Source organism: Paenibacillus sp. FSL H7-0323 (assembly GCF_038002725.1).
GTDB classification, from domain to species: Bacteria; Bacillota; Bacilli; order Paenibacillales; family Paenibacillaceae; genus Paenibacillus_AQ; species Paenibacillus_AQ odorifer.
On record NZ_JBBODB010000001.1, the window covers coordinates 4,571,415 to 4,595,740 of the forward strand.

Consider the following 24,326-nt stretch of genomic DNA (forward strand, 5'->3'; position numbering starts at 1 on the left):
GCATATACTGTTGCCATAGAAACTACTGGCACGCCGAAAATACACCCATTAACTTAACACTGACGGCGTACGGGCTGGAGGGAATATCCGTGCTAAACATCATCCACGCCTCTTCTGCAGAGACGCCCGCTTCATTACAAGACCATTTTGATACTTTTCGTGGTCACACCATCGGCATTCGGCATCAAATCAACACCCCTTATGGCAGACAGCCGCTTCTGTATGCCGATTGGACCGCAAGCGGGCGCTTATATGAACCGATCGAACGCAAGTTGCAGGAAGCCTTCGGTCCCTACGTCAGCAATCCACATACAGATTCCAACACCACCGGACTAATCATGACGCAGGCTTATAATGAAGCTCGCCAAATCATTAAGAACCATGTAAATGCTGGCCCTCAGGATGTACTGCTCTTCTGCGGCAATGGAACAACAGGAGCCGTGAACAAGCTGCAGCGTATCATGGGATTAAGGCTCCCGGAATGGCTACAGGAACATAATAACCGTGCACTGGAAGACCGCCCCGTTATCTTCACCAGCCATATGGAGCATCATTCCAATATTCTTCCTTGGCAGGAGGGACTTGGTGACGTCGTTACCATTCCCGCCGGAAAGGACGGAAATATTGACCCTCAACAGCTTGAAGACCAGCTGCGACTGTACCCCAATCGCCGTTTCAAGATTGGTTCATTTACAGCTTGTTCTAATGTGACTGGAATTCAGACGCCTTACGCAAAGCTAGCGGCTACTATGCATCGTCATGGGGGCGTATGCTTTGTGGATTTTGCCGCCAGTGCTCCCTACGAGCCTATCAATATGCACCCCCCTTCTCCACTGGAGAAGCTTGATGCGATCTTTTTTTCTCCGCATAAATTTCTGGGTGGGCCGGGCACAAATGGCGTTCTAATCTTTGATGAAGCGCTGAGCAATGGACGTATTCCTGACGAACCGGGTGGAGGTACAGTAGCCTGGGTCAACCCTTGGGGAGGACGCCGCTACACTAATGCGATTGAGATGCGGGAAGACGGGGGAACACCGGGGTTTTTACAGGCTTTTCGCACGGCACTTTGCGTGAAGCTGAAGGAGCAGATGAATGGAAACGGTCAATATATGGTGATTAGAGAACACGAGCTGTGTCAGGAATTAATGGCAGGGCTCCGCAGCATCCCGGAATGCGCGCTGCTGGCCGGAGATCATACAGAACGTCATGGAATCGTCTCTTTTACACTTCGTGATATCCATTACAACCTCGCTGTTCAGCTGTTGAATGACCGTTTCGGCATACAAGCTCGAGGCGGCTGCTCTTGTGCAGGTCCATACGGACATTACCTGCTTGGATTAGGGTGGACGCAATCCGCTCAGATTGCCGGAGCGATCATGAGCGGCGACCAATCCTTCAGACCAGGGTGGATTCGCATCTCCCTACATCCCATTATGACTAATCAGGAAGTAGAGAGAATTGTATCCGCTGTAAGGAGTATCGCGACCCATGTCCAGCAATGGAAGCAGGACTACCTTTACGATACTTCCACGAACAGCTGGAATCATATCTACGCGCAGCATTCACCCGAGATGAAGCTCCAAGAACTCTTCACCATGTAACAATCTAACTTATCACACGTTGCCCTTCACCATGTCCAAATCGGCAGCACTGGCATTGGAGATGACTTGTTCTACATTTTTGCAGCCCGGAATTACACTGGTTACTGCGGAATGCTGGAGACACCAAGCCAAAGCCCACTGCGCCATATCCAGACCTGACGGCACTTCATTAGCAGCAATTTCCGCTACTGCGCGCAGCTGCTTTTGTCTTACATCCTCTTTATGGTTAGCTCGCACATCACCCTGAGCAAAAACCGCATCTGGCTTATACTTGCCGCTCAAATAACCACTGGCTAACGGAACGCGAGCTAACACACCTAATTGATGCTCGATGCACAGCGGAAGAATCTCTTCTTCAGGTTGACGATCCAGCCGATTATATACTACTTGTATGGCCTCTGCTTGCACATCCGCTGCCGCAGAGGTCTGGTGCACCCCCGAGCCCGATGCACTGATCGACACGCCCAAATGACGGATTTTGCCGGCTTGCTTCTGTCTGTCGAGCATACTCCACAGCTTATCATTATCGAATTGCTCATCCGTTCCGGAATGGAATTGATAGAGGTCAATATACTCTGTTTGGAGTGCGCGGAGGGAGTCGTCCAGCTGCTTAAGCACATCCTCAGCACGCCATAGCTGTTCCCGCTGCAAATGCCCCTGAAAATGATGGCCAAATTTCGTAGCTACAACCCAGTCCTCGCGTTTGCGGCGCGCCAGATAATCCCCGATGAACTTCTCCGACAAGTGATCTCCGTAACATTCTGCCGTATCAATCAGATTAATACCCAGCTCTCCAGCCTTATCCAGCATGGCATCGACTTCAACCTGAGTGAAATCCTTGCCCCACTCTCCGCCAAACTGCCAAGTCCCTAGGCCAATCACCGAGACATTCATTCCTGTACTGCCAAGCTTACGATATTTCATCATCATTTCCTCCTTTATTCTATTTAAATTTAGGGATTCCAGTTAATTCTGACTCTATGCTAAGCTATCTTGTTCCCATCCTGTGCTGTTCTAGCAAAACGCGCTTCGATGGCTTTGACTCCCCATAACGACAGCCCGATAAACAACAGAACATAGATAATCTCCCACGGCTGGCGAATGAAACGTTCCAGATCGTTGCCAATGTATGAAACTGCAAATACCATAATCGCTTTGCCTACCGTGAGCGCAAGAAGATACGAACGGAACCTCATCCCGGCAAGCCCCGCTGCCATATTAATCACAACAAAAGGTCCTACCGGAAATATACTAAGCAGAAAAACATAGCTAAATCCGCTTTGCCGCACCCACGTCATGCTTTTGGCTACTTTGGGCCGCGCTGCCCACTTTCGTAAATAACGATGGGAGGCTACTTTGCGGATAATCCAAAAGGTAGTCACACAGCCTGCAACCAGACCGATCCAAGAATACAAAAAACCTAACCATAAACCATATACGGCCCCATTTAACCCTACGATCGCAATAGTTGGCAGTGGTGGTATAAATGATTTCATAAACGTTAACGCAATGCCCGGAAAGGGCCCAAACGAACGATATTGTTCAAGCAGATGCCGCAGATTATCCTCTGTCAGCCAAGACATAATATCAAGAAAATACATAACCAGCTGATCTCCTCATCCGATTGGAATTCTTAACACTTGGTCTCAATTATACACGAAGTTACGTTCATTCCTACAGTGCCGCCAATATAGAGTGAGCAACAGGGACTAATTAAATGACAGGGAGAAAATTCTTCGTTACTATAGACAAAAATACATATTAGACGGGGGCATAAGGTTATGATCATTCATTCAGAAACGTTGGATCTGCAAACTACCACTGAGCAGGATTTAGCGTTCGTTCTAGCCATTGAACAAAGTGAGCTTAATCGTGCCTATATCGGACAGTGGAGTAAAGAGGAGCACATTACGGCTATCCATGATCCAGATATCCTGCATCTTACAATTTGGGAGAGGTCCGGGAAAAGAGTCGGCTATATCATCGTAACAGGACTTCAAGATATTCATCTTACCGTTTGTATTAAACGAATCGTCATCCATTCCAAGGGCTTTGGGTATGGCAAACTGTCGCTTCGTCTCGTGAGCGACTGGATCTTCCAGCACACCGAGACGCATCGGCTATGGTTGGATGTTAGAGATCACAACCACAGGGCTCGCCATGTCTATGAAAGCTGTGGCTTTACACTGGAAGGGACTCTACGTGATTGTATGAAGGTTGAGGGACATTTTGAATCTCTGCATATCATGTCCATATTACGGTATGAGTATATAGAGCGTGAGCAGCAGCGACAGAAATAGATTAGGGAAATCCTCCCTGATCTTTGGTCTTTCAGGTGCCTATAACTGCAAATCAGGGAAAACTTCCCTAATATTCAGCGAATTTGAGCAAAATCGGCGTATTTCAGTAATTTTTAGGGAGGTTTTCCCTAAATCGTCTATTTGGGGACCCTAATCAGCCACTTTTTAGGGAGGTTTTCCCTAAAAAGTGTATGCCGCGATGATAATCGGCTATTTTCAGGGAATTTATTTCCTCGCCCCCTTTCAGGAGCACAATAAAAAGCCGAGCAGTAGGCCCCCTATCCTGCGCAGGCTCACTACTCAGCTTTCAATTCCATTTCCCTCAAACCTCTCCACTGTAACAACCCGCCTGCTCACCTTCCGCCCTCAGCCCCGCTACCACATGGGTTGTCACGTACTTACGGGCATCCGCTGTCAGCAGTAACAGCTCTACCGAGCTTTTAGCCGGCTCCCCTCTGACAAACTTTATTCGGGCACCGTCCAAATCCTCTTGGATGCTGGCAATCGTATATCCTTTAAAAAGCAGCCCATCAATCTCCTGCTGTTCTTTGGCATATTCCGCAAAAGCAGACACTAGACAACACCTCCGCTGATTTCTGCCTTAGAAGGAAGAGGAGCCTCCGCTGCAAAACGTTTGCGTTTCAAATATTTTCCCGAACCTGCTTTGCCGACAAATTGTTTGTCGCGAATAACAAATTCGCCTCGACTGAGAACAGAAATAGGCTCTCCCTTCACTTCAAAGCCCTCAAACGCATTATAATCTACGTTCATATGGTGCGTGTCCGCAGAAAGGGTTCTTTCTACAGAAGGATCAAAAATGACCAGGTCAGCGTCACTACCTACTGCGACCGTGCCTTTTTGCGGATACAAGCCAAACAGCTTGGCGCTAGAGGTAGCAATAATGTCTACGAATTTGTTCAATGAGATCCGGCCTTTCTGCACACCTTCCGAATATAGAATCGTAAACCGGTCCTCAATAGTCGGCCCACCGTTCGGGATTTTGGAGAAATCGCCCAGCCCCAGATCCTTTTGTCCTTTGAAATCAAACGAGCACTGGTCAGAGCCAATCGTCTGCAAGCTGCCGCTCCATAACGCATCCCACAAAACATCCTGATTCCACTGCTCACGCAGGGGCGGAGACCACACGTATTTAGCACCTTCGAAATTAGGCTTTTCCAGCGCCGTCTGATCCAGTACTAAATACTGTGGACAAGTCTCGCCGTAAACGCGCAGTCCCTTTTTACGCGCTTCAGCAATCTTCCAAGCGGCTTCCGCACAGGTCACGTGTACAACATAAAGCTGAGAATCTGTCAGTTCGGTTAGATAAGCTGCGCGTCCCGTAGCTTCACCCTCCAGCTCCGGCGGGCGGGTCAGCGCATGAAAGATCGGATCAGTGTTGCCTGCGGCCAAGGCCTGCTCAACAAGATATTCAATGACATCTCCATTTTCCGCATGCACCATAACGAGTGCACCTTCTTTTTTCGCAGCTTGAAGAGTCTTAAAAAGTGTGCCGTCATCCGCCTGAAAAGTATTCTTATAAGCCATAAATACTTTGAGCGAGGTAATGCCTTCATTCTCAATTATCTCCGGAAGCTCACCCAGTACTTTATCGTTTAATTCTGAGACCATAAGGTGGAAGCTGTAATCAATCACCGCTTTATCCTGCGACTTATGATGCCATGTATCTACGGCTTGCTGTAGCGGTTGTCCTTTGGTGGTTAAGCAAAAATCAATGACTGTGGTCGTTCCGCCATATGCAGCCGCAATAGTTCCCGTCTCAAAATCATCAGCTGTAACCGTGCCGCCAAAAGGCATATCCAGATGGGTATGAGGATCAATGCCTCCAGGAAAAACATAACACCCCGAGGCATCTATAATTTCCGCACCAGGGACATCCAAATGAAGGCCAATCTCCGTAATAACCCCGTTTTCAATCGCCACATCGCCTGTATAAGTATCTGCTGCGGTAACGATGATGCCATTTTTAATAATCTTTTTCATCCTTACACCACCTCCACTTCCGAATAGGTGCCATTCAAACTTCCGATCACTTTCTGCCGCTGGTTCCAGGTCAGTGGAGCTGCCCCGGTATCCACTGGAACCATATCGATCGCGCCGTCTGCTGGACAGACAATTGAACAAAGATTACAACCTACACAATCTTCCTCGCGGACCTGTAGAATAGCTTTCCCATCTGCATTAGTTAACATATCAATACACTGATGTGAAGCATCTTCGCAGGCAATATGGCATTTATTACAGTTGATGCAGTTGTTCTCATTAATACGGGCAACAACCTTATAGTTGAGATCCAGATCACCCCAGTTGGAGTACCGGGATACCGATTTACCGATTAACTCTGTTACAGAAGCCAAGCCTTTGTCATCCAAATAGTTGTTCAGGCCATCGATCATTTCCTCCACAATCCGGAAGCCATGATGCATGACCGCTGTACATACTTGAATGCCCGTAGCACCCATCAGCATGAATTCAACAACATCCTGCCAGGTGGAAATCCCTCCAATACCGGAGATAGGAATGCCTACTCCCCGGTCACGGGCACACTCAGCCACCATACTAAGCGCAATTGGTTTCACGGCCGGCCCGCAGTAACCGCCATGTGCACCCTGACCCCCAACATTCGGAATGGTGTTCCAGCTATGAATATCTACACCAGCAAGACTGTTGATCGTGTTGATCATACTAATCGCGTCTGCTCCACCCTTAACCGCATGGCGGGCAACGACGGTGATATCCGTAATATTAGGCGTCAGCTTCACAATCACCGGGGTCGTCGCAACTTCTTTTACCCAGGTGGTCTGTGCCTGCACCAGATCAGGCTGCTGCCCCGAAGCAGCGCCCATTCCACGCTCAGCCATCCCGTGCGGACAACCAAAGTTAAGCTCCAGGCCGTCTACACCCACATCCTCTACCCGCTTAACAATCTCATGCCATTTATGCTGCGTTGGTTCTACCATCAGGGAGGCTATAATCGCATGATTCGGGAATCTTTTTTTCGTTTCATAGATTTCCTTCAGATTAACTTCAAGCGGACGGTCGGTGATCAGTTCAATATTGTTAAAGCCCGCAACCCGTTGCCCATTGAAATTTACTGCCGCAAAACGCGATGAGGTATTAATGATCGGATCGCCGAGCGTCTTCCACACCGCCCCGCCCCAACCTGCTTCAAAGGCCCGCTGCACTTGATAACCTGTATTCGTAGGCGGCGCGGAGGCCAGCCAGAACGGATTCGGTGATTTGATTCCTGCGAGATTAATACTTAAATCTGCCATGATGTTCCCTCCCTGTCATGTAAAATCCAATTTGATTTCTACGCTCAGCCCGCTGATCTAACAACGACCTCCTGGTGGCCTGAGAATTGTTTAACAATCGCATGGGCTGCATCTTTTCCCTGCTGTGCCGCTGACACAACCATGGCCTCACCCTTACCTGAACCAAAAATAATGTCCCCAGCAGCATAAATCTGTGGATCGGAGGTTTGGCAGGTGACCTCATCCACCTTAACAACCCCACGGTCATGCATAAGACCTAAGGAATCTATTAGATCCAGACGACGCTTTTGACCAATAGCTATTACAACCGCATCTACAGGAATCAAGAACTCAGAACCCTCGATCGGCATAGGTATTGGACGCCCATCTTTGCCCAGCTCCTCCGTCAGCTTCATCTGCACACATTCCAGTGCGGTTACATTCCCAAGCTCATCACCCACGATACGTTTCGGTAAGGTAAGCCAGCTGAACTCCACGCCTTCCTGCTTCGCGAATTCATATTCAAAGTCATATGCCGTCATCTCTTCGCGGGTACGGCGGTAGACCATTTTCACATTGGTGGCTCCCAGCCGCACTGAGCAAGTCGCTGCATCAATAGCCGTATTCCCTGCCCCAATGACAGCGACCCGCTGACCCATCAGCTCTAGCAGAGGAATGCCCGTCTTAGTAGATTCTACAAGCGCAATAGCGTCATAAACTCCAGCCATTTTTTCACCTTCAATCCCTATTGGAGGCACATAGCCCATACCCGCTGCCAAAACGATAGCATCATAATTCGACTTCAGCTCATCTACAGAAACATCCACTCCGACTTTTACACCTGTACGTATTTCCACACCCAGCTTCCCTACCTGCTCTACTTCCCAAAGAGATACAGACTGCGGGAGCCGAAACGATACAATCCCATGTGTATCCAGCCCACCCGCTAACGCCTTTGCTTCGTAGATCACAACAGCAAAACCTTCACGGGCGAGCTCCCTAGCCGCAGACAATCCCGCAGGACCACCACCAATTACGGCTACCTTTTTCCCATTAGGGGTGCCAGCCTTAAATAATTGAACTCCGCTGTTCATCGCCCAATCTGTCGCATAACGCTGCAGCAGTCCGATTTGGATCGGCGCCGAGGCATCATTTAACACACAGGCTCCTTCACACAGCTCATCTGTAGGACAAACACGAGCACAACTGGCACCCACAGGATTGGAATTCATAATCGTCTGTGCCGAGCCTTTCAAATTGTCAGTAGCGATCCGTTTGATAAAGGAGGGAATATTAATGCTGGTCGGACATGCTTTTATACAGGGGGCATCGTAGCAATATAGACAGCGATTGGACTCATCCAGGGCACCCTTATGGGTCAGAGCCGGCTCAGCCTCGGCGAAATTGCGCATGAACATATCAGGTGTAAATGCTGTTAACGGAGATGAATGCTCCATCACTAGTTCCTCCTTATGGGTAATTTTTCATATTTGTGTTATATAATATAACATTATTTCAAGTTTTGTCTGAATATTTTGCTTACATCTTTAATTTATTGTAGTAATATAAGCATTAACAGAAATTATCTCTCAACGGCCTTCCTAATTAGGTTATATATACTGACATCCGTTAATCAAACTATAGTCATTTCGAATTTTCGTTGCATTAGACACTTTGTCTAATTTCAAAACTGTATTTTTTACGTGTGAGAATAGGCTGAGAATAACAGGGCGTTAGCCGAAGGCCAGAGCGCAGAAGATCGAGGGGGAGTAACTATGGACTGGGAGCTTGTATTAACCATTCGTGACGCTTTAAAAAGACCACTATTCGCAGAAACCGAGGTGATCGGCGGGAAAAGCGGCCTAAGCCGTGCCATTCGCTGGGTGCATGTACTGGAAAGTGCCAACTTCGAGACTCTGATTCATGGCGAAGAAATGATTTTGACTACGGGGATTGGTGCAAGTGTCGATCTCCCTTCCTCCTTGGAGTTTATGCAGAACCTGATCGACAAAAATGCAGCTTGCCTATGTATTGAGTTAGGTACGTATTTCAGCACCATCCCGCAAGAGATGATCGACTTAGCCGACAGGCATGACTTTCCGCTAATCATCTTCACCCGCACGGTTCGTTTCGTAGATATCACGTTGGATCTTCACTCGATTATCATTAACCGGCATCACCGGATGCTCCAAGAACTTGAAAAAATCTCACGTGAATTCCACCGCCTGACCTTAACTTCACAAGGAACGCTGAAAGTGCTGCAATTATTGTGCAAAAGTACCCGCACACAAATAGTCTATATGCAGCTGCAAGGCAAACCCTTATTTTTCCCGGCACTTCCGCCGGAAGAGCAGGCTCCATTGCTGAATTTTTTCACCGCCTTCGGCGACGAGCTGGAAGGAATTCAACCTGACGTTGCCCCCTATATCCGGGAATATGGACAGAAGACCATCGCGCTCAAGCCTGTAGGTGCGCTGGATCAGACCTGGGCTTACATTCTGATGGTATGCAATCACAAACCACAGGAGTTCGACTGTCTGCTGCTGGATTCCGCCTCTTTGTCCATTGCACAAGAGCTGCTGCGGACGCGGTATATGGAGGAGCGTAAGCTTTTTTCAGAAAATCTATGGGTCGACGAGCTGATCAATGGCCGCATCGAAGATGATAACCGCTTAAAGGGCCTGATCGGCTCCAATTTCAACGTGGTCAACGAGCTCCCTTACCGTGTATGCCTTATAGAGATCAAGAACCCCAGAGATGTAAAATGGAACAGCTCAGAGAACGAATGGGAGTCCATTACCTTCCACCTTTCGCTCATCCTGCGTTCCATCTTTGAGAAATATTCTTTACGTCCGCTGATCACCCTTAAGAACAATCGCCTCACCGTCATCGCCCTCGATATCCAATCGAAAATGCCTGGAAAAATGCGACTTCAACAAGCACTTGAAGCCCTGCAGAACATCCGCTCCGATGAGAAGCTCAAGGATTTGCAGCTCGTCATTGGAGTCAGCAAATCGCATAAGCGCCTAAAACGAGCCTATTCCGGTTATCAGGAAGCCCTACAGGCATTGTCGTTATACTCCTGTTACCAGAAGTCACTACTCTTCTATGAAGAGCTGGGTGTATTCCAGCTGCTGTTGAGCTTAAATGACGGAAAAACGTTGCAGAACTTCATTCGCAGTTATCTCGGCCCGCTAATCGACCACGACCAAACCAAAGGCAGCGAGCTGCTGCTTACCCTTCGTGTTTATCTGGATCATGATGGTTCCAAACAAATTGCCGCTCGAAACCTATTCATTGTCAGACAGTCCCTTTATTATCGCCTGGACAAAATAACAGAGCTACTGGGTGAAGACTTCATGCAGCCAGAGAATCGGATCTCCATTCAAGTCGCCCTGCGCGCTTACCAATTTCTATATCCAGACAAAATCACTTTACCTAGCCCCCGTTCAGCACAGATTTAAAGGTATCGATAATAAATTCTATATCTTCATCCGTGGAGGATAACGGCGGGGCGAAGGTAAGCACGTTGTTGAACCCAGCTACGGTATCGCCATTTTTACCGATGATAAGCCCCTTGGACTTACATTCGGCAATAATCCCCTTCACAATATTCAGATCAACCGGTTTCTTACTGACCTTGTCTTCAACCAGCTCAATCCCTGTCACCAAACCAAAGCTGCGGACATCACCTACAAGCTTGTGATCAAGCAGCTCAGTAAATTCTGTATTTATTCTTTTACCTAAAAGATCCGCACGTTCCACCAGCTTCTCCTGCTCGATAATCTCCAGATTACGCAGCGCCAGCGCACAGGAAGCAGGGTTACCACCAAAAGTATTCACATGGCGAAAATGCCCATAGTCATCGCTATTGTCCTTAAATACCTCATAGATATCCTTACGAACAGCAGTGGCAGATAGAGGAAGATAAGCGCTAGTCAGTCCCTTAGCCATCGTTACGATGTCAGGCTTCACATTAAAGTTGTGATGACCAAACTTACGTCCAGAACGTCCGAATCCACAAATCACCTCATCCATAATGAGCAACACACCGTGCTTACGGCAGATTTCCTGCACCCGATCCAAATAAACCTGATGCGGTACAATGACGCCACCACCCGTAATTACAGGCTCCATAATCACCGCAGCTACCGTCTCCACGCCTTCCCAGATGATCATATCCTCTATGGACTGTGCGCACTGGAGGTTGAATTCTTCCACAGTCATCCCGGCCGGGCGGCGATAGCTGTCCGGGGGAGCTACATGCAGAAAACCACCCGCCAACGGTTCATATTTATATTTGCGCTGGGCCTGGCCCGTTGCAGATAATGCCCCAAGTGAACTGCCATGGTACCCACGATAACGGGCAATGAATTTATGGCGATAATGCTGGCCGATTTGCTGCTGGTACTGGCGGGCCATTTTGAAAGCAGCCTCATTGGCTTCCGATCCACTATTGGAAAAAAAGATCACATAATCGTCTCCGAGCCACTCATTCAGCTTCTCCGCCAGCGCAATCGCCGGGAGATGACTTTGTGTCAGAGGAAAATATGGCAGGGTCAGCAATTGATTGTAAGCAGCTTCCGCCAGCTCCTTGCGCCCGTATCCCACATTTACACACCACAGGCCAGACATCCCGTCCAAAAATCGATTGCCCTGTATATCCGTAATCCACGACCCACTTGCCGAGGCGGCAATCATAGGCGGGTTCTTTTCACTATAAGGCGTAATGTTGTGCCATAAAAATTCCTGATCCTTCTTCACCGCAAGCTCACTATCGTTCCCCAGACTCTGCATAACATTTTCTCCTCTCAGCAGCTCATTTTCTCTAATAACGGGCAGTGATCATCTTTTTACGCGTATAGAACTCCACCCCATCACGCCCATTGGCATGCAGGTCTCCGTAGAACGATTTCTTATAACCCGAGAAGGGGAAAAATGCCATGGGGGCAGGCACACCCAGATTCACACCCAACATCCCTGCATCAATTTCTTCCCGAAATTCACGGATCGCCTTTGCGCTATCTGTATAAATACACGCCCCATTCGCGAATGGGGATTGATTCGTTACCGCAATCGCTTCACTCAGACTTTTTACACGAATCACAGACAATACCGGCGCAAAAATTTCATCCTTCCAGAGGGTCATTCCCGGCTGTACATGATCAAATATCGTCGGCCCGATAAAATAACCCGCACCACCCGTAGCCGCATCCTTCCGCCCATCTCTCACAAGCTTGGCTGCCTCAGCTTCACCAGTCTCAATGTAATAAAGCGTCCGCTCCTTATTCGACTGGCGAATTACCGGACCCAAAAACACCCCATCATCCGCGCCATTACCAATTTTAAGCTCATCCGCAGCCGCAGCCAGACGGTTCACTAGCTCGTCAGCGATATCCTCATGAACCACTACGACCGAGCAAGCCATACACCGCTCACCTGCCGAACCAAAGGAAGCCGCAATGATATTTTTGACCGCATTGTCCAGCTCCGCATCAGGCAGCACAATCGAGTGATTCTTGGCTCCAGCTAGCGCCTGCACCCGTTTTCCCTGCGCTGTCCCTGTCTTATATACATATTCCGCAACTGGCTGCGAACCCACGAACGAAATCGCCTTCACTTCATCATGCTCCAGCAGCCCATTCACAACCTCGTGCGCCCCATGTATCACATTCAGTACACCTGGAGGAAAGCCCGCTTCGGCAAATAACTCTGCCAGTCGATTAACCAGCAGCGGCGTCCGTTCAGAAGGCTTCAGCACAAAGGTATTTCCACAAGCGATGGCAAGCGGAAACATCCAACAAGGAACCATCATCGGAAAATTAAACGGGGCAATCCCCCCGATAACCCCCAATGGATAACGGTACATCCCGGATTCAATTCCGGTAGCAATGTCCGGAAGCTGGCTGCCCATCATCAACGTGGGGATGCCTGCGGCAAATTCCACACACTCAATTCCACGCTGCACCTCACCTTGCGCCTCTTCCAGACTTTTGCCATTCTCCAGCGTAATCAGCTCGGCCAGCTCATGCCAATGCTTTACCAGCAGCTGTTGATATTGAAAAAAATAGCGGGCACGACGCGGCACAGCGACCCTTTTCCACGCTTGAAATGCCGCCGCAGCCGCTTCTACCGCCGCACCCAGCTCTTCCTTACTAGAAATGGGCACATAAGCAATCACTTCACCTGTCGCCGGATTATAAACCTCTTCATCTCGCCCGGACGACGATTCTACCCAAGCTCCATTCACATAATTCTTAACTCTTTCAGCCTGCGTTACTAGGAGAGACATAGCTCGCACCCCTTTCTCTGTTTCAGATGCACTGATGGACTGCTGATTATAATAGATGACCGCCAGATCAGGCGGCCATCCACTATAACATTAAGCTCAGTTAGTTATTTTGCCGCCATTTCTACGATTTCGTTCGTATAAGCCTCATCTACCTTAACCGGTTCTTTAATGACACCAAATTTAAGCGAAATATCAGCGGTTTGCTGGAACGCCGCCGCATCGGTATATCCCATCTTGGCACTGTCAAAGCCTTCAGGCAGAATCAGCTTGGCAACCTCAGTCATCATTGTCAGCTGATGTTCCTTCGTCGTACTGCCGTCTTCCGCTTGCTTCATCACACTGTCCACGGCAGTTGCAGGATCAGCAATTGCATCTTTCCAGCCCTTCAGGGAGGCACGTACAAACTTTGCTGCAGTCTCTTTATTCTCCGCAAGCCATTCCTTATTCGCGAACAAGTTATCCTCAAGCATCGCAACGCCTTCTGTATTCATGTCGATGACGTTCAGATCCTCAGCCTTAATACCTGACTCCAAAACCACTTGGTACTCGTTATAAGTCATCGCTGAGGCCGCATCGATCTGATCGCCCAAGAACTGATCCATCGTGAACCCTTGCTTCGTAAAGCTTAGGTCCTTATTCGGATCGAACTTATATTTATCGAATAACGCTAATAGTTCAAATTCGTTGCCACCCATCCAGTTGCCGACTTTTTTACCCTTAAGATCAGCGGCTGAGTTAATGCCAGCAGTTTTTTTGGAGACCAGGACCAACCCGCTCTTTTGATAGATTTGCGCGATCTGCACCAGCGGCATTCCCTCTTCAAGACTCGGCAGCAAGCTGGCTACCCAACCCACACCGATATCTGCGGAGCCACCTGCCACTTGCTGTTCCGGAACGATATCAGGCCCACCCGGCAGAATTTCTACATCCAAGCCTTCTTCCTTGTAATATCCTTTATCCTGCGCCACAAAATACCCAGCGAATTGTGCCTGCGGCACCCATTTCAGCTGTAGCTTCACTGTAACTGGATCAGCAGCCGGTTCAGTAGCAGCACTTGCGTCAGGAGCTGCTGAAGCTTCAGGGGCAGTCGTAGCTTCAGCTGCCGAGTTATTATTGTTGCCACCGCAACCCGCCATTAAAGAAACACTCAACATCATCACGATTGCCAACAAACCACCACGAAATTTGCGTTTTTTCCCGTTCATCAATCGAACTCCCCCTATCGTAATTTAAGTTTGTAACAAGCACAGTATGGACAATCATCGTGGTGCGTTTATGCATACAGCCGTGGGCGGTTTCTCTTTTCCATTCCCACTATGGCCGGATGTAATGAGGGTAATATTAAGTACGCTGCGAAGGATGCCACTTAATGAATACTTTCTCCAGCCGCTCAACCACTAAATAGAAGAGCACGCCTGCAATTGCAGCCAACACAATACAGGACCAACCCAGTGGCATTTTGGCAACTTTAATGGAATTGGAGAGCAGATATCCAAGCCCTTTTGAGGAGAAAAAGAATTCCCCAACAATGGCACCAATCATACTGGCAGTAGCATTAATCTTCAGTGCTGTAAATACATAGGGCAGACTGCTCTGAATCCGCAGATAACGGAATACCGCCGGTTTACCCGCCGCATAAGAATGCATCAGATCCAGCGCCAATGGATCAATCGCCGCCATACCTTTATAGGCGTTGATCGCCATCGCTGCCATTGTAGTTGCTGTTACTATGGCAATTCGTGAGCCTATCCCATCTCCAAACCACAGATTCATGATGGGCGCGAGGGCGACGATAGGCACAGCATTTAGGGCGGCAACCAGCGTCAAGCTTCCACTCCCCCAGCGCGGCCAAGCTGTCGCGACTAAAGCGATCAGGAAGCCGATAGCAGAACCAACCAACATTCCCAGCACAGCTTCAGCAAGAGTGTATCCGGTATAGGACAGCAACAAGCTGAAATTATCTCGCATGGTTTCGGCGATGGCTGTAGGCAGCGGGAGTTGATATTTTTTCAGATCAAAGATCTTATGAAAAAATTGAAATTCCCATAGTGCAAGAAATAACAGACCTGCCAGTACAGGCAGCAGTACCCCTGCGCTAAATATCCTCTTCAGCATTCGTGAGCCGCCGCGACTCGCCGTAGCTTCCGCAGGTTTCGGAACGGCTACAGCATTCTTTGGTGTAGCCGTTAGCGCCGGCTGAGCCATTTCTTTACCAGTAGAGCCTATAAACGTGGTCTCCCGAACGGAGTTAGTTTCCATTAGCGGCTGCCTCCTTTCGGACGATATTCAGGCTGCCAAGGCGTTACCAGGCGTTCTATCAGACTGATTAACCAGTAGCTTACGATTCCCAGCAAGGCACCCACAATCACCGTAGACCAGAACATATAGGTGTGAGAGCTTCCATAATAGAGATTGCGCAGCATAATTACACCAATGCCATGCTGGGCACCCATAAGCTCCACCAGAATAGCTCCAGTCACAGCAAGTGGGGCAGCTATCTTAAGCCCACCGAACAAACCCGGCAAAGCCGCCGGGAATCTGAGTTTCCAATAGACCGCCCAAGGTTTCGCCGCGTAAGAATGCATCAATTCGAGCGCTGATGGATCTACACTCCGCAAGCCGCGCAGCATGTTCAGAGCCACGGGGAAAAAGGTGATATATCCCGAAATAATAATCCGCGAGGTCTGCTCATCGCGCACAATCCCGTAGATGATGGGCGCCAACCCCAGAATCGGAATCATCTGCGAGGCAATAGCATAAGGAAAAGTTAATTGCTCTATTGTCTTCGACAAGCTCATCAGCACCGCCAATGAGGCACCAGCTACCGCTCCAATCAGGAAGCCAACACCAGCATTACCGAAGGTCGCAGCCCCCTCCTTCAAGAGCGTGTCTCCATACTGCCATAAGGTAGCTAACACCTCATGAACATATGGCAGCTTGGACTGTGCCAACGGCGTCTCCACCACATGGAGCAGCATCCAGGAAGTCCCTTCCCAGACTAGCAGCAGGCCAAAAATCCAGACGAACAACGGCAGCAGACGGCCTCGCACAAAGATACTGCCCCCTTTCATCACTACACCCCTTCGAAGCTGTCGCGAATACGTGCGATCAGTTCGAAAAACTCTGGGCTATTTCTCATTTCCGCCGTTCGCGGACGTGGCAGAGGAATTTCGACCACAGCGGACAAGCGACCTGGATGCGGGGAAAGAACAAACACCCGGTCAGAGAGGAATATAGATTCAGGAATACTATGAGTTACAAAAACAATTGTGTTCTGCACTTTACTCCAGACAGACAATAACTCTTCATTCAATCGCTCACGTGTAAATTCATCCAGTGCAGAGAACGGCTCATCCATGAGCAGAATTTCCGGCTCCATCGATAGTGCTCTGGCAATCGCTACACGCTGCTGCATCCCGCCGCTGAGCTGCCACGGATATTTATCCGCAAAGCTCTGCAGCCCCACCAGATCAAGAAGCTCCATCGCCTTTTCCTCACGGATTGACTTCTTTACCCCCATCAGCTCCAGTGGCAATGTGATGTTATGCTTCACTTTTCGCCAGTCGTATAACACTGGACTTTGAAAAACAATGCCATATTTTTGCGCCAGCCTGGCTTCTCTGGCACTTTTCCCAGCTACCACAATGTTCCCGCCTGTTGGTGCTATGAGATCGGCCATCAGTCTAAGCAGCGTCGTTTTGCCACATCCGGAAGGTCCGAGCAGGGAGACGAACTCCCCTTTTGCAATATCAAGACTCACCTGATGCAGGGCAAGCACTTCCGCAGCTTCTGTCCGATAACGCATTTCAACATTCTCCAGCTGAATCTCAGGAATATTTGTCGCTAGTGATGACATCCTCAGCCCCCCTTTTCAAAATAAGCCATGTTTATAATGTTATATAAACTGACGCTATTTAGATAAAATAAAGAAAACTTCTATTGCATGTAGTATTAACTAACATGTTACACACTGCTCACTGGACTCTCACTAGACAATTAGTAAAATAGCTCCTGCTAAATTGCGTCATTTTGTCTAGGAGACATTTTTTTGACCACAAACCCGAAGTATTTTTTTTATATCCGCAGATATGTGGTAATATTTATCCATATCTTTCCTCGGTAGGTGACAATAGACCCATGGGATCTATAATCTCGAATTATATTGTAATTGTTGCTATATCAGGTGTGCTGAGTGTCTTACTAGCCCTTTTCGCCTATTATAAAAAAACTGATTTCTTAGGAATCAGGGCTTTTGTTATAAGCTCCTTTACCTCTGCTATTTACACCTTCGGTTTCGCATTAGAATTATCGGGGAAAACTCTGGAGGAAATCAGCTTCTGGATTAAGTTAGAATATCTGGGGATGCCCTTTATTGCGCCGGCTAGTCTAATCATGGTGATCCATTTCGTTGGGCTGGAAACGCTGTTTAAAAAAGGCATACGGGCGGCGTTATTTATCATTCCATTCATTACAACGCTGCTGGTCTGGACCAATGATTACCATCATCTCTTCTATAAATCCATTTATTTACGGGAAAATACGCCCACCCCACTCGTTGATGTTGTGATGGGACCTTGGTATATCGTTCACGGCAGCTTTACTTTCGGCTGTCTGCTGGCAGCCATTTGCCTCATGATATGGCAGTGGAACCGGATGAAAAGGGTATACCGCAGGCAGATCATCACAATAATAATCGGGTTAAGCCTTCCAACCCTCGGCGCTTTTTTGTATCTGATAGGCTTGACTCCTTACGGAATGGATCCCGTCCCGATCATTATGAGCCTAACCTCCTCCCTATATATTTGGGCTATTTTATCCCGGGGCATGTTAACGGCTGCACCTATTGCTCGTGAGAATCTGTTCGAGAGCATGCGGGAGGGAGTGCTTGTCACCGACCGCTCGGACATGCTCGTCGATTACAATCGTGCAGCCGCGGATATGATAGAGGGGCTCAACTCCTCATCGATTGGCAAACCGCTAGCACAATTGTTTCTTAACGCAGGCAAAGATGCCTTGTCCTATGTGATGGATGCCGAGCCACTGTTGCGCGAAGAACGGGAAGTGGCTTGGAACAAAGCAGAGGAGATCTGCTATTATCAAATCCGCTCCTCTCCGGTACAGAAACAAGAAGGGCACATAGCAGGACAGATGATGATGCTGATTGACGTGACTGAACGAATACTGCTTCAGGAGAAGCTGCGTCAATTGGCTACGATGGACAGCCTAACGGGTATCTATAACCGCTCCTATTTTTTGGAGCTGAGTCAAGCATTGCTTGCCCGGGCTGCCAGCCTGCGAAGCTCATTATCTATGATTTTGCTGGATGTGGACTTCTTCAAGAGCATTAATGACCGCTATGGGCATCAATATGGAGATCAAGCTCTACAGCATATTGTCCAGGTGTGCAGCAGACATCTGCGGGAGGGAGATCTCTTTGGCCGTTATGGTGGTGAGGAATTTGTGATCTGTCTGCCAGAGACGTCACTGAAGCAAGCAGCATTGCTCTGCGAAACTATCCGCGCGGATATTGAACAAAGCACCTTATATACCGTCATCGGGCCCATTAATGTGACCGCAAGCTTTGGAGTTGTGGAGGCCCTAAATCCAGAGGCCACTCTAGAAGAACTGCTATCTGAAGCCGACCATGCTCTGTATAGCTCCAAACGGAATGGACGCAACGCTGTGCATCTCTCCCAAAGGTCAGAAATCATTCTTTTCAAGCCTGTTTAATGACAATCATGTCCCTTCCTGCGCATTCAACAACTGGCCTTATTTTTCATAGTCTGTTTTTAAGTTTAATAAGAGTTATCTGAAAAACTAATCAGAGTGTTGAGAGTAAAATTTGCTTGATGGGATATGGAGGCGTAAGAAATAATGAGGAACCATACAATGATGCAGTTTTTTGAATGGCATGTTGCTGCGGACGGGAAACACTGGGATCGCTTAAAAGAAACTGCACCCGCGCTAAAAGCCGTAGGCATTGATTCTGTTTGGGTACCTCCTGTGACAAAGGCCGTCTCCGCTGACGATACAGGCTATGGCGTGTATGATCTATACGATCTGGGCGAATATGACCAAAAAGGTACGGTACGCACCAAATATGGCACCAAACAAGCACTGATCAACGCAATTTCGGAATGTCAAAAGAATGGCATCGCCGTTTACGTTGATTTGGTGATGAATCATAAGGCTGGCGCGGATGAAAAGGAAGTATTCCAAGTCATCGAGGTCGACCCCAATGATCGGATGAAAGAAATTTCGAAACCTTTCGAGATTGAGGGCTGGACAAAATTCACCTTCCCTGGCCGCGGGAATGAACACTCTGCCTTTAAGTGGAATCACAATCATTTTAACGGCACTGACTTTGACGCCAAAGAAGAGCGAACCGGCGTATTCCGTATAGTAGGCGAGAATAAAGCGTGGAATCAGAATGTTGACGACGAGTTCGGAAACTATGATTATCTAATGTTCGCTAATATTGATTACAGCCATCCGGAAGTCAAAAAAGAAATGATCCAATGGGGAAAATGGCTGGTGGATACCCTCCACTGCAGCGGCTTCCGCTTGGACGCCATCAAACATATCAACCATGAGTTTGTTAAAGAATTCGCGGTAGAGATGTTTAATAAATGCGAGAAGGATTTCTATATCGTCGGTGAATTCTGGAATTCCGACTTAGAGTCCTGTCGACAATTTCTGAATACCGTCGATTATAAAATTGACCTCTTCGATGTATCCCTTCACTACAAGCTGCATTCAGCTTCTTTGGAGGGCAGAAACTATGATCTGACCAAAATTCTTGATGACACACTGGTGCAGACCCATCCCACCAATGCTGTAACCTTCGTTGACAATCATGATTCTCAGCCTCACGAAGCCCTGGAATCCTGGGTAGATGATTGGTTCAAGCAAAGTGCTTACGCGCTTATCCTGCTACGACGGGATGGATATCCTGTGGTCTTTTACGGGGATTATTATGGGATCGAAGGACCAACACCTGTAGCAGGTAAAAAAGATGCGATTGACCCTCTGCTGTATACCCGCTATCACAAAGCTTATGGTGAACAGAAGGATTATTTCGATCATCCTAACACGATTGGCTGGACACGGCTCGGCGTGGAGGATATTGAACACTCCGGTTGTGCGGTTGTGATCAGTAATGGTGAGAATGGCCAGAAGAGAATGTTCGTAGGAGAACATCGCGCCGATGAAGCATGGGTGGATTTCACCCATAACCATAAAGCCACCATAACCATTGAAAAAGATGGTTGGGCGACCTTCCCGGTCAATGGCGGCAGCGTCTCCGTCTGGGCTTTGCCAGATGCAGAAGCTGACAAGAAGTAAACCTGATTAAAAAGGTGCCCAACGCCGTTTGGCGTTGGGCACCTTTTTTTAGTTATTCGTTTTATGCTCCGGATGGCGGGATACAAGCCTCACCAGATCCAGCGTTAAGACGGGTAATGTTAGGGACGCTGGATAAGCTAAGTAACGCGGCTCCCACTCTGGATTGAACTTTTCCTTGTAACGACGCAATCTGGCAAAACCGTAACCATGCCCATGCCCACCTCTATTAAACACTTGATGAGCCAGCTTCTCCTCCTTCAGAGCTCCGGGGTCCTGACCCCCACTGGATGATAGAGGAGTGTGGCCTAGATTAAATCGCCGATACCCCTTGGACTTCGCCCATTCCAGCATACAAACCAATAAATAATCTACCGTCCCGTTTGGCACATTCTTCCGCTGGCGCAACAAATCTACGGACAGGGTCAATCCTTGATCATACCCTGGGGCAATAGAAGCAAATGCCAGTATTGTACCATTGGTGTTCCGCAGCACCACAATGGGAGCCCGTTGCAGATACTCGACCTTAAACCACCCTAACGAATAACCCTTTTCCGCTCGGCCATTCAACCACTCGTCCGAAATCGTTCGCAGATCTCTCAGCAAACTATCAGCATGCGGCGCTTCTGTAATTTCAACAATCATGCCTTCCCGTTCAAAACGATCGCTTACCCTTTGCAGATCACCATTCTTCAGATCACTGAGTGCAAAGTTATCAAGGCTTATCACTGCCTCTTCACCCAGCTTAAAAAAGCGATAGCCCTGCTCCTGATAGACCGATAAAAAAGCAGGTGAAGCTTGATAGAAAACTACAACCAGACCATACTGATCTGCAGCTTGTCTAAATTCACTGATGGCTTCACTTATTAAGCTGCTCTCTCCCAGCGGATCACCCAGCACAACGAGTTTATCCCTAACTCTGGCGAAAGCGAGCAGCACTTTATCGTTCTGAGCCCAGAAGAAGCCCTTATCACCCAAAAACAACGTATGAGTTAAGGTATTGCCTCGAACTCCATCTAGAAAATGTTTCAGCTTAGCTACATCCAAGGTCCCGAACAGCTCGTTCTCCTTATGATGGGGCCTGAGGTTTACCCACATTATGAGCAGTACCCAAGACAAGACCAATCCTCCCACTGCCGTAAATGCAACATGACTATATCGCTGCAACCATTCAGGCTGTACTCCCGGAGGCAGATGCTTCAGAAATCCACGATGTACATAACAGCCCATCAGATAGTAGCTTAGTGCAATTACTGAAGTGAGGGCAAACCACCGGATCGCGCTCTGTCTGCTGATTGGCGCACTAATCCGATAAAACCGCGATCTGGATATCCAAAGAATAAGCGCTACTATAAGTAGCAAAAGCGCCTCTTCATAATCAAAACCCTTAGTGACTGCAAACAATGATCCAATAAACAGAAGTATGCTAGTCCATACATATGCACTATGGACCCGCAATGTAATGCCCCGCGACAATAAAATCAGCATAAAACCAATAAGAACAGACAGATGATGAGAAAGCTGCATTACCGGAAACGGCAATATTTCCTCCGTAATCTTCAACCTATACAGCAATCCGGGTACTGCTGCAGATAGTAAGAGAATAAGCCCGCTAGCTAGTACCAGCTTGCCAAGAGCCCACATCCCAAGATCGCTCAGAAAGGTATACTGACCCGGCCAGCCCCAGATCTTCTGCCATTTGTTAAGAGAGGGTTCGAACCCTGGAACTGAACGATCTTGATCCTTTTTTCCTTGCAGACCAATTTCCAGTGCAGCCAGCACCAATCCAATCAACCAAGGAATGACATAATAAAACAATCGAAAGATGACAAGCACCGCCATCGCCTTATCGGTCTGATAGCCAAGCTGTGTCAGCCCGAGCAAGGCGATAAGGTCAAATGCACCGATACCGCCGGGTGCCATACTCAAGATTCCGGCAATAGCAGCAATCGTAAATATACCAAAGATAGCTATAAAATGGACCTCATCCAAGAGATGGCTGCTGATGGTCCAAAACGTCACGCCAGCAAAGCTCCATTCCAGAAAGGAAGCACCGACGGAGTTAACGACTGTAAGCCATGATGTTCTGCCTTTTCCCCGGTTAATCCATTTCGCATAAAGCGATGAGCGCTGCACAAACACAAAAACCGGCAAATAAAGCGCCATACCCCATACTGCAAATACCAGCCAGCGATGTTCTTCCAGCAAAGCCGTTGCCGGGAGTAAACCAAAGATATTCGCCCATGAAAGTAGTGATAACCCGGTAATCATAAGCGGCGAAAGAAATACAATGGCGGGTGTTAGCACGGAGGTCGGCACTCCGCTTTTTTTATACAGCAGCGTCCTTAAACCAACTCCAGCCAGACCTGCAAACCCAATCAAGTTATTAAATGTATTAGCAATCCATGCATACCGAAAGGTACTCCACAGCCCTACTTTTAAACGAAAATGTGCCCGAATCAAATAATCATAAGCACTCATCACAGCTACGGAAAGAAGTGAAAAACCAATCATTTGCAAAATAGCAGACGTAGGTACTCGCCTTAGTTCACGCATTATAAGTCCTAAATGAACCTGCTTCAGCTCATGTTGCCCCTCCCAGTATACGAACGCTATGATAGCCACTGGAAAAAGAGCTCTGACCGCCCGGATCCGATAGATAGATAAGATCAGTCTTACAATTTTGAATCTTTCTAATGTCTGTTGCTTTGAATGCATGAGCCCACCTGCCTTTACCGCTGACACACGTTGTGCTAGACAATTTTTACAACTAGTCCATTATAGCAATTCTTGGAATAGAAGACCCGTGATAATCAACACCTACTCTATTAGACTGCCAGCAAATCCCTAACCCCTGCAACAGTTAAAGATTTTTTGGGAAATGAGGATAAGCATAGTTAATATATTACGAAGCTGGACAGATCAATATGACGGAACTTTATTTTAGGGGTATCTTTCTAGTATTGGCCAACAATGTGATAAAAGAACATTTAAATTGTAGTCTAAACTTAAAAATACATAACAAAAAGGACATCCCTCACGGCAAAGGATGCCCTTTTTGTTATGTAACACGACTTAGTATGGTTTATACACGAATATCAAATCTGCCTTGGCTATTCGTTGTTGCGGTAGCGATTTCTTGCGGGCTTGCCGCAGCAAGCGCGTTGTTTGCAGGTTTGGCAGGTGCTTCTGCACTACTGCTTGCAGCGGAAGCACTGCTCTGCGACTTCTGGGAAATTTGTGCCTCGATTTGCTTGATCTGCTGCTCAATTTGTTTCGTTTTCGTTTCTTTGGTCTTCGCGTCATCCGAGCTGGCATCAATCTTGTCCAATTCGGCTTCCAGCTTCGCTTTTTGTTTCTCGAGCGCGCTGGTATCTGTAGTACTAGACGTCGAGGTAGTATACGATGTAGAACCTGAGACTGCGGATATACTCATAATCATCCCTCCCTTCCTTACCTCCAATATAATCCTTTTGCAGATAAGGAACGTTAAAACCCGCTGAAAGTTTGCTGAAAGTAT

General features: G+C 48.0%; 19 protein-coding genes. 5 read left to right on the forward strand and 14 right to left on the reverse strand.

Annotated elements, in window-relative coordinates:
* Positions 1–89 precede the first annotated feature (89 nt).
* On the forward strand, positions 90–1,601 hold the full coding sequence (locus tag MHH89_RS20660; RefSeq protein WP_076124020.1) for an aminotransferase class V-fold PLP-dependent enzyme: 1,512 nt from the start codon (positions 90–92) through the stop codon (positions 1,599–1,601).
* A gap of 12 nt (positions 1,602–1,613) precedes the next feature.
* Here MHH89_RS20660 and MHH89_RS20665 read toward each other — a convergent pair whose 3' ends face one another.
* The gene (locus tag MHH89_RS20665; RefSeq protein WP_076179216.1) at positions 1,614–2,525 is read right to left on the reverse strand and encodes an aldo/keto reductase; all 912 of its coding nucleotides are present in this window, start codon (positions 2,523–2,525) and stop codon (positions 1,614–1,616) included.
* A gap of 59 nt (positions 2,526–2,584) precedes the next feature.
* Positions 2,585–3,202, reverse strand: coding sequence for a TVP38/TMEM64 family protein (locus MHH89_RS20670; protein ID WP_036682051.1), 618 nt, complete (start codon positions 3,200–3,202; stop codon positions 2,585–2,587).
* A gap of 180 nt (positions 3,203–3,382) precedes the next feature.
* On the opposite strand from MHH89_RS20670, the gene MHH89_RS20675 reads away from it, so the two are divergent.
* Positions 3,383–3,901, forward strand: a complete 519-nt coding sequence (locus tag MHH89_RS20675) for a GNAT family N-acetyltransferase (RefSeq protein ID WP_076124023.1) — start codon at positions 3,383–3,385, stop codon at positions 3,899–3,901.
* 322 nt (positions 3,902–4,223) lie between these two features.
* On the opposite strand, the gene MHH89_RS20680 is transcribed toward MHH89_RS20675, so the two are convergent.
* From MHH89_RS20680 to MHH89_RS20695, 4 genes are read right to left on the reverse strand one after another with little or no spacing between them, the layout of a single operon-like run.
* A complete protein-coding gene (locus MHH89_RS20680) occupies positions 4,224–4,475 on the reverse strand; it encodes a hypothetical protein (protein WP_076191732.1) in 252 nt (83 codons plus the stop codon).
* Positions 4,475–5,902 (reverse strand): dihydropyrimidinase, encoded by a 1,428-nt coding sequence (gene hydA / locus MHH89_RS20685; RefSeq protein WP_076179219.1) that lies wholly within the window; start codon positions 5,900–5,902, stop codon positions 4,475–4,477. The genes MHH89_RS20680 and hydA overlap by 1 nt, the downstream gene beginning before the upstream one ends.
* Before the next feature lie 2 nt (positions 5,903–5,904).
* Entirely contained in the window at positions 5,905–7,194 is a 1,290-nt protein-coding gene (gene preA / locus MHH89_RS20690) for an NAD-dependent dihydropyrimidine dehydrogenase subunit PreA (RefSeq protein WP_076099706.1), read from the reverse strand.
* A 44-nt stretch (positions 7,195–7,238) separates the two neighbouring features.
* The gene (locus tag MHH89_RS20695) at positions 7,239–8,630 is read right to left on the reverse strand and encodes an NAD(P)-dependent oxidoreductase (RefSeq protein ID WP_076219129.1); all 1,392 of its coding nucleotides are present in this window, start codon (positions 8,628–8,630) and stop codon (positions 7,239–7,241) included.
* Positions 8,631–8,948: 318 nt separating this feature from the next.
* On the opposite strand from MHH89_RS20695, the gene MHH89_RS20700 reads away from it, so the two are divergent.
* Positions 8,949–10,637, forward strand: a complete 1,689-nt coding sequence (locus MHH89_RS20700; protein WP_076309981.1) for a PucR family transcriptional regulator — start codon at positions 8,949–8,951, stop codon at positions 10,635–10,637.
* Here MHH89_RS20700 and MHH89_RS20705 read toward each other — a convergent pair.
* The 6 genes from MHH89_RS20705 to MHH89_RS20730 form a co-directional block, all read right to left on the reverse strand.
* Positions 10,612–11,970: an aspartate aminotransferase family protein gene (locus MHH89_RS20705; protein ID WP_076282150.1), complete on the reverse strand. Its 1,359-nt coding sequence runs from the start codon at positions 11,968–11,970 to the stop codon at positions 10,612–10,614. The two genes, MHH89_RS20700 and MHH89_RS20705, sit on opposite strands and share 26 nt — an antisense overlap.
* 31 nt (positions 11,971–12,001) lie before the next feature.
* Positions 12,002–13,465, reverse strand: coding sequence for a CoA-acylating methylmalonate-semialdehyde dehydrogenase (locus MHH89_RS20710; protein WP_076282151.1), 1,464 nt, complete (start codon positions 13,463–13,465; stop codon positions 12,002–12,004).
* Positions 13,466–13,569: 104 nt separating this feature from the next.
* Entirely contained in the window at positions 13,570–14,670 is a 1,101-nt protein-coding gene (locus tag MHH89_RS20715) for an ABC transporter substrate-binding protein (protein ID WP_076124036.1), read from the reverse strand.
* 136 nt (positions 14,671–14,806) lie between these two features.
* A complete protein-coding gene (locus MHH89_RS20720; RefSeq protein ID WP_081390534.1) occupies positions 14,807–15,724 on the reverse strand; it encodes an ABC transporter permease in 918 nt (305 codons plus the stop codon).
* A complete protein-coding gene (locus tag MHH89_RS20725; protein WP_076191718.1) occupies positions 15,724–16,536 on the reverse strand; it encodes an ABC transporter permease in 813 nt (270 codons plus the stop codon). The genes MHH89_RS20720 and MHH89_RS20725 overlap by 1 nt, the downstream gene beginning before the upstream one ends.
* Positions 16,537–16,538: 2 nt before the next feature.
* A complete protein-coding gene (locus MHH89_RS20730) occupies positions 16,539–17,321 on the reverse strand; it encodes an ABC transporter ATP-binding protein (protein ID WP_036682061.1) in 783 nt (260 codons plus the stop codon).
* Positions 17,322–17,602: 281 nt separating this feature from the next.
* Between MHH89_RS20730 and MHH89_RS20735 the strand changes: the two genes are divergently transcribed.
* Positions 17,603–19,195 carry a histidine kinase N-terminal 7TM domain-containing diguanylate cyclase gene (locus MHH89_RS20735; protein ID WP_076218928.1) on the forward strand — a complete coding sequence of 531 codons (1,593 nt, stop codon included), beginning with the start codon at positions 17,603–17,605 and terminating at the stop codon, positions 19,193–19,195.
* Between the two features lie 141 nt (positions 19,196–19,336).
* On the forward strand, positions 19,337–20,809 hold the full coding sequence (locus MHH89_RS20740; protein WP_076124041.1) for an alpha-amylase: 1,473 nt from the start codon (positions 19,337–19,339) through the stop codon (positions 20,807–20,809).
* A gap of 48 nt (positions 20,810–20,857) precedes the next feature.
* Here MHH89_RS20740 and mprF read toward each other — a convergent pair whose 3' ends face one another.
* Positions 20,858–23,524: a bifunctional lysylphosphatidylglycerol flippase/synthetase MprF gene (gene mprF, locus MHH89_RS20745; RefSeq protein WP_076309980.1), complete on the reverse strand. Its 2,667-nt coding sequence runs from the start codon at positions 23,522–23,524 to the stop codon at positions 20,858–20,860.
* A 367-nt stretch (positions 23,525–23,891) separates the two neighbouring features.
* A complete protein-coding gene (locus tag MHH89_RS20750; RefSeq protein WP_076099710.1) occupies positions 23,892–24,242 on the reverse strand; it encodes a FlxA-like family protein in 351 nt (116 codons plus the stop codon).
* Positions 24,243–24,326 lie beyond the last annotated feature (84 nt).

Excerpts from the sequence above, each read along its gene's own strand:
- MHH89_RS20665 (WP_076179216.1), bottom strand. The coding sequence starts at position 2,525 with ATGAAATATCGTAAGCTTGGCAGTACAGGAATGAATGTCTCGGTGATT.
- MHH89_RS20670 (WP_036682051.1), bottom strand. The coding sequence starts at position 3,202 with ATGTATTTTCTTGATATTATGTCTTGGCTGACAGAGGATAATCTGCGG.
- MHH89_RS20675 (WP_076124023.1), top strand. The coding sequence starts at position 3,383 with ATGATCATTCATTCAGAAACGTTGGATCTGCAAACTACCACTGAGCAG.
- hydA (WP_076179219.1), bottom strand. The coding sequence starts at position 5,902 with ATGAAAAAGATTATTAAAAATGGCATCATCGTTACCGCAGCAGATACT.
- preA (WP_076099706.1), bottom strand. The coding sequence starts at position 7,194 with ATGGCAGATTTAAGTATTAATCTCGCAGGAATCAAATCACCGAATCCG.
- MHH89_RS20695 (WP_076219129.1), bottom strand. The coding sequence starts at position 8,630 with ATGGAGCATTCATCTCCGTTAACAGCATTTACACCTGATATGTTCATG.
- MHH89_RS20700 (WP_076309981.1), top strand. The coding sequence starts at position 8,949 with ATGGACTGGGAGCTTGTATTAACCATTCGTGACGCTTTAAAAAGACCA.
- MHH89_RS20705 (WP_076282150.1), bottom strand. The coding sequence starts at position 11,970 with ATGCAGAGTCTGGGGAACGATAGTGAGCTTGCGGTGAAGAAGGATCAG.
- MHH89_RS20710 (WP_076282151.1), bottom strand. The coding sequence starts at position 13,465 with ATGTCTCTCCTAGTAACGCAGGCTGAAAGAGTTAAGAATTATGTGAAT.
- MHH89_RS20715 (WP_076124036.1), bottom strand. The coding sequence starts at position 14,670 with ATGAACGGGAAAAAACGCAAATTTCGTGGTGGTTTGTTGGCAATCGTG.
- MHH89_RS20720 (WP_081390534.1), bottom strand. The coding sequence starts at position 15,724 with ATGGAAACTAACTCCGTTCGGGAGACCACGTTTATAGGCTCTACTGGT.
- MHH89_RS20725 (WP_076191718.1), bottom strand. The coding sequence starts at position 16,536 with ATGAAAGGGGGCAGTATCTTTGTGCGAGGCCGTCTGCTGCCGTTGTTC.
- MHH89_RS20730 (WP_036682061.1), bottom strand. The coding sequence starts at position 17,321 with ATGTCATCACTAGCGACAAATATTCCTGAGATTCAGCTGGAGAATGTT.
- MHH89_RS20735 (WP_076218928.1), top strand. The coding sequence starts at position 17,603 with ATGGGATCTATAATCTCGAATTATATTGTAATTGTTGCTATATCAGGT.
- mprF (WP_076309980.1), bottom strand. The coding sequence starts at position 23,524 with ATGCATTCAAAGCAACAGACATTAGAAAGATTCAAAATTGTAAGACTG.
- MHH89_RS20750 (WP_076099710.1), bottom strand. The coding sequence starts at position 24,242 with ATGAGTATATCCGCAGTCTCAGGTTCTACATCGTATACTACCTCGACG.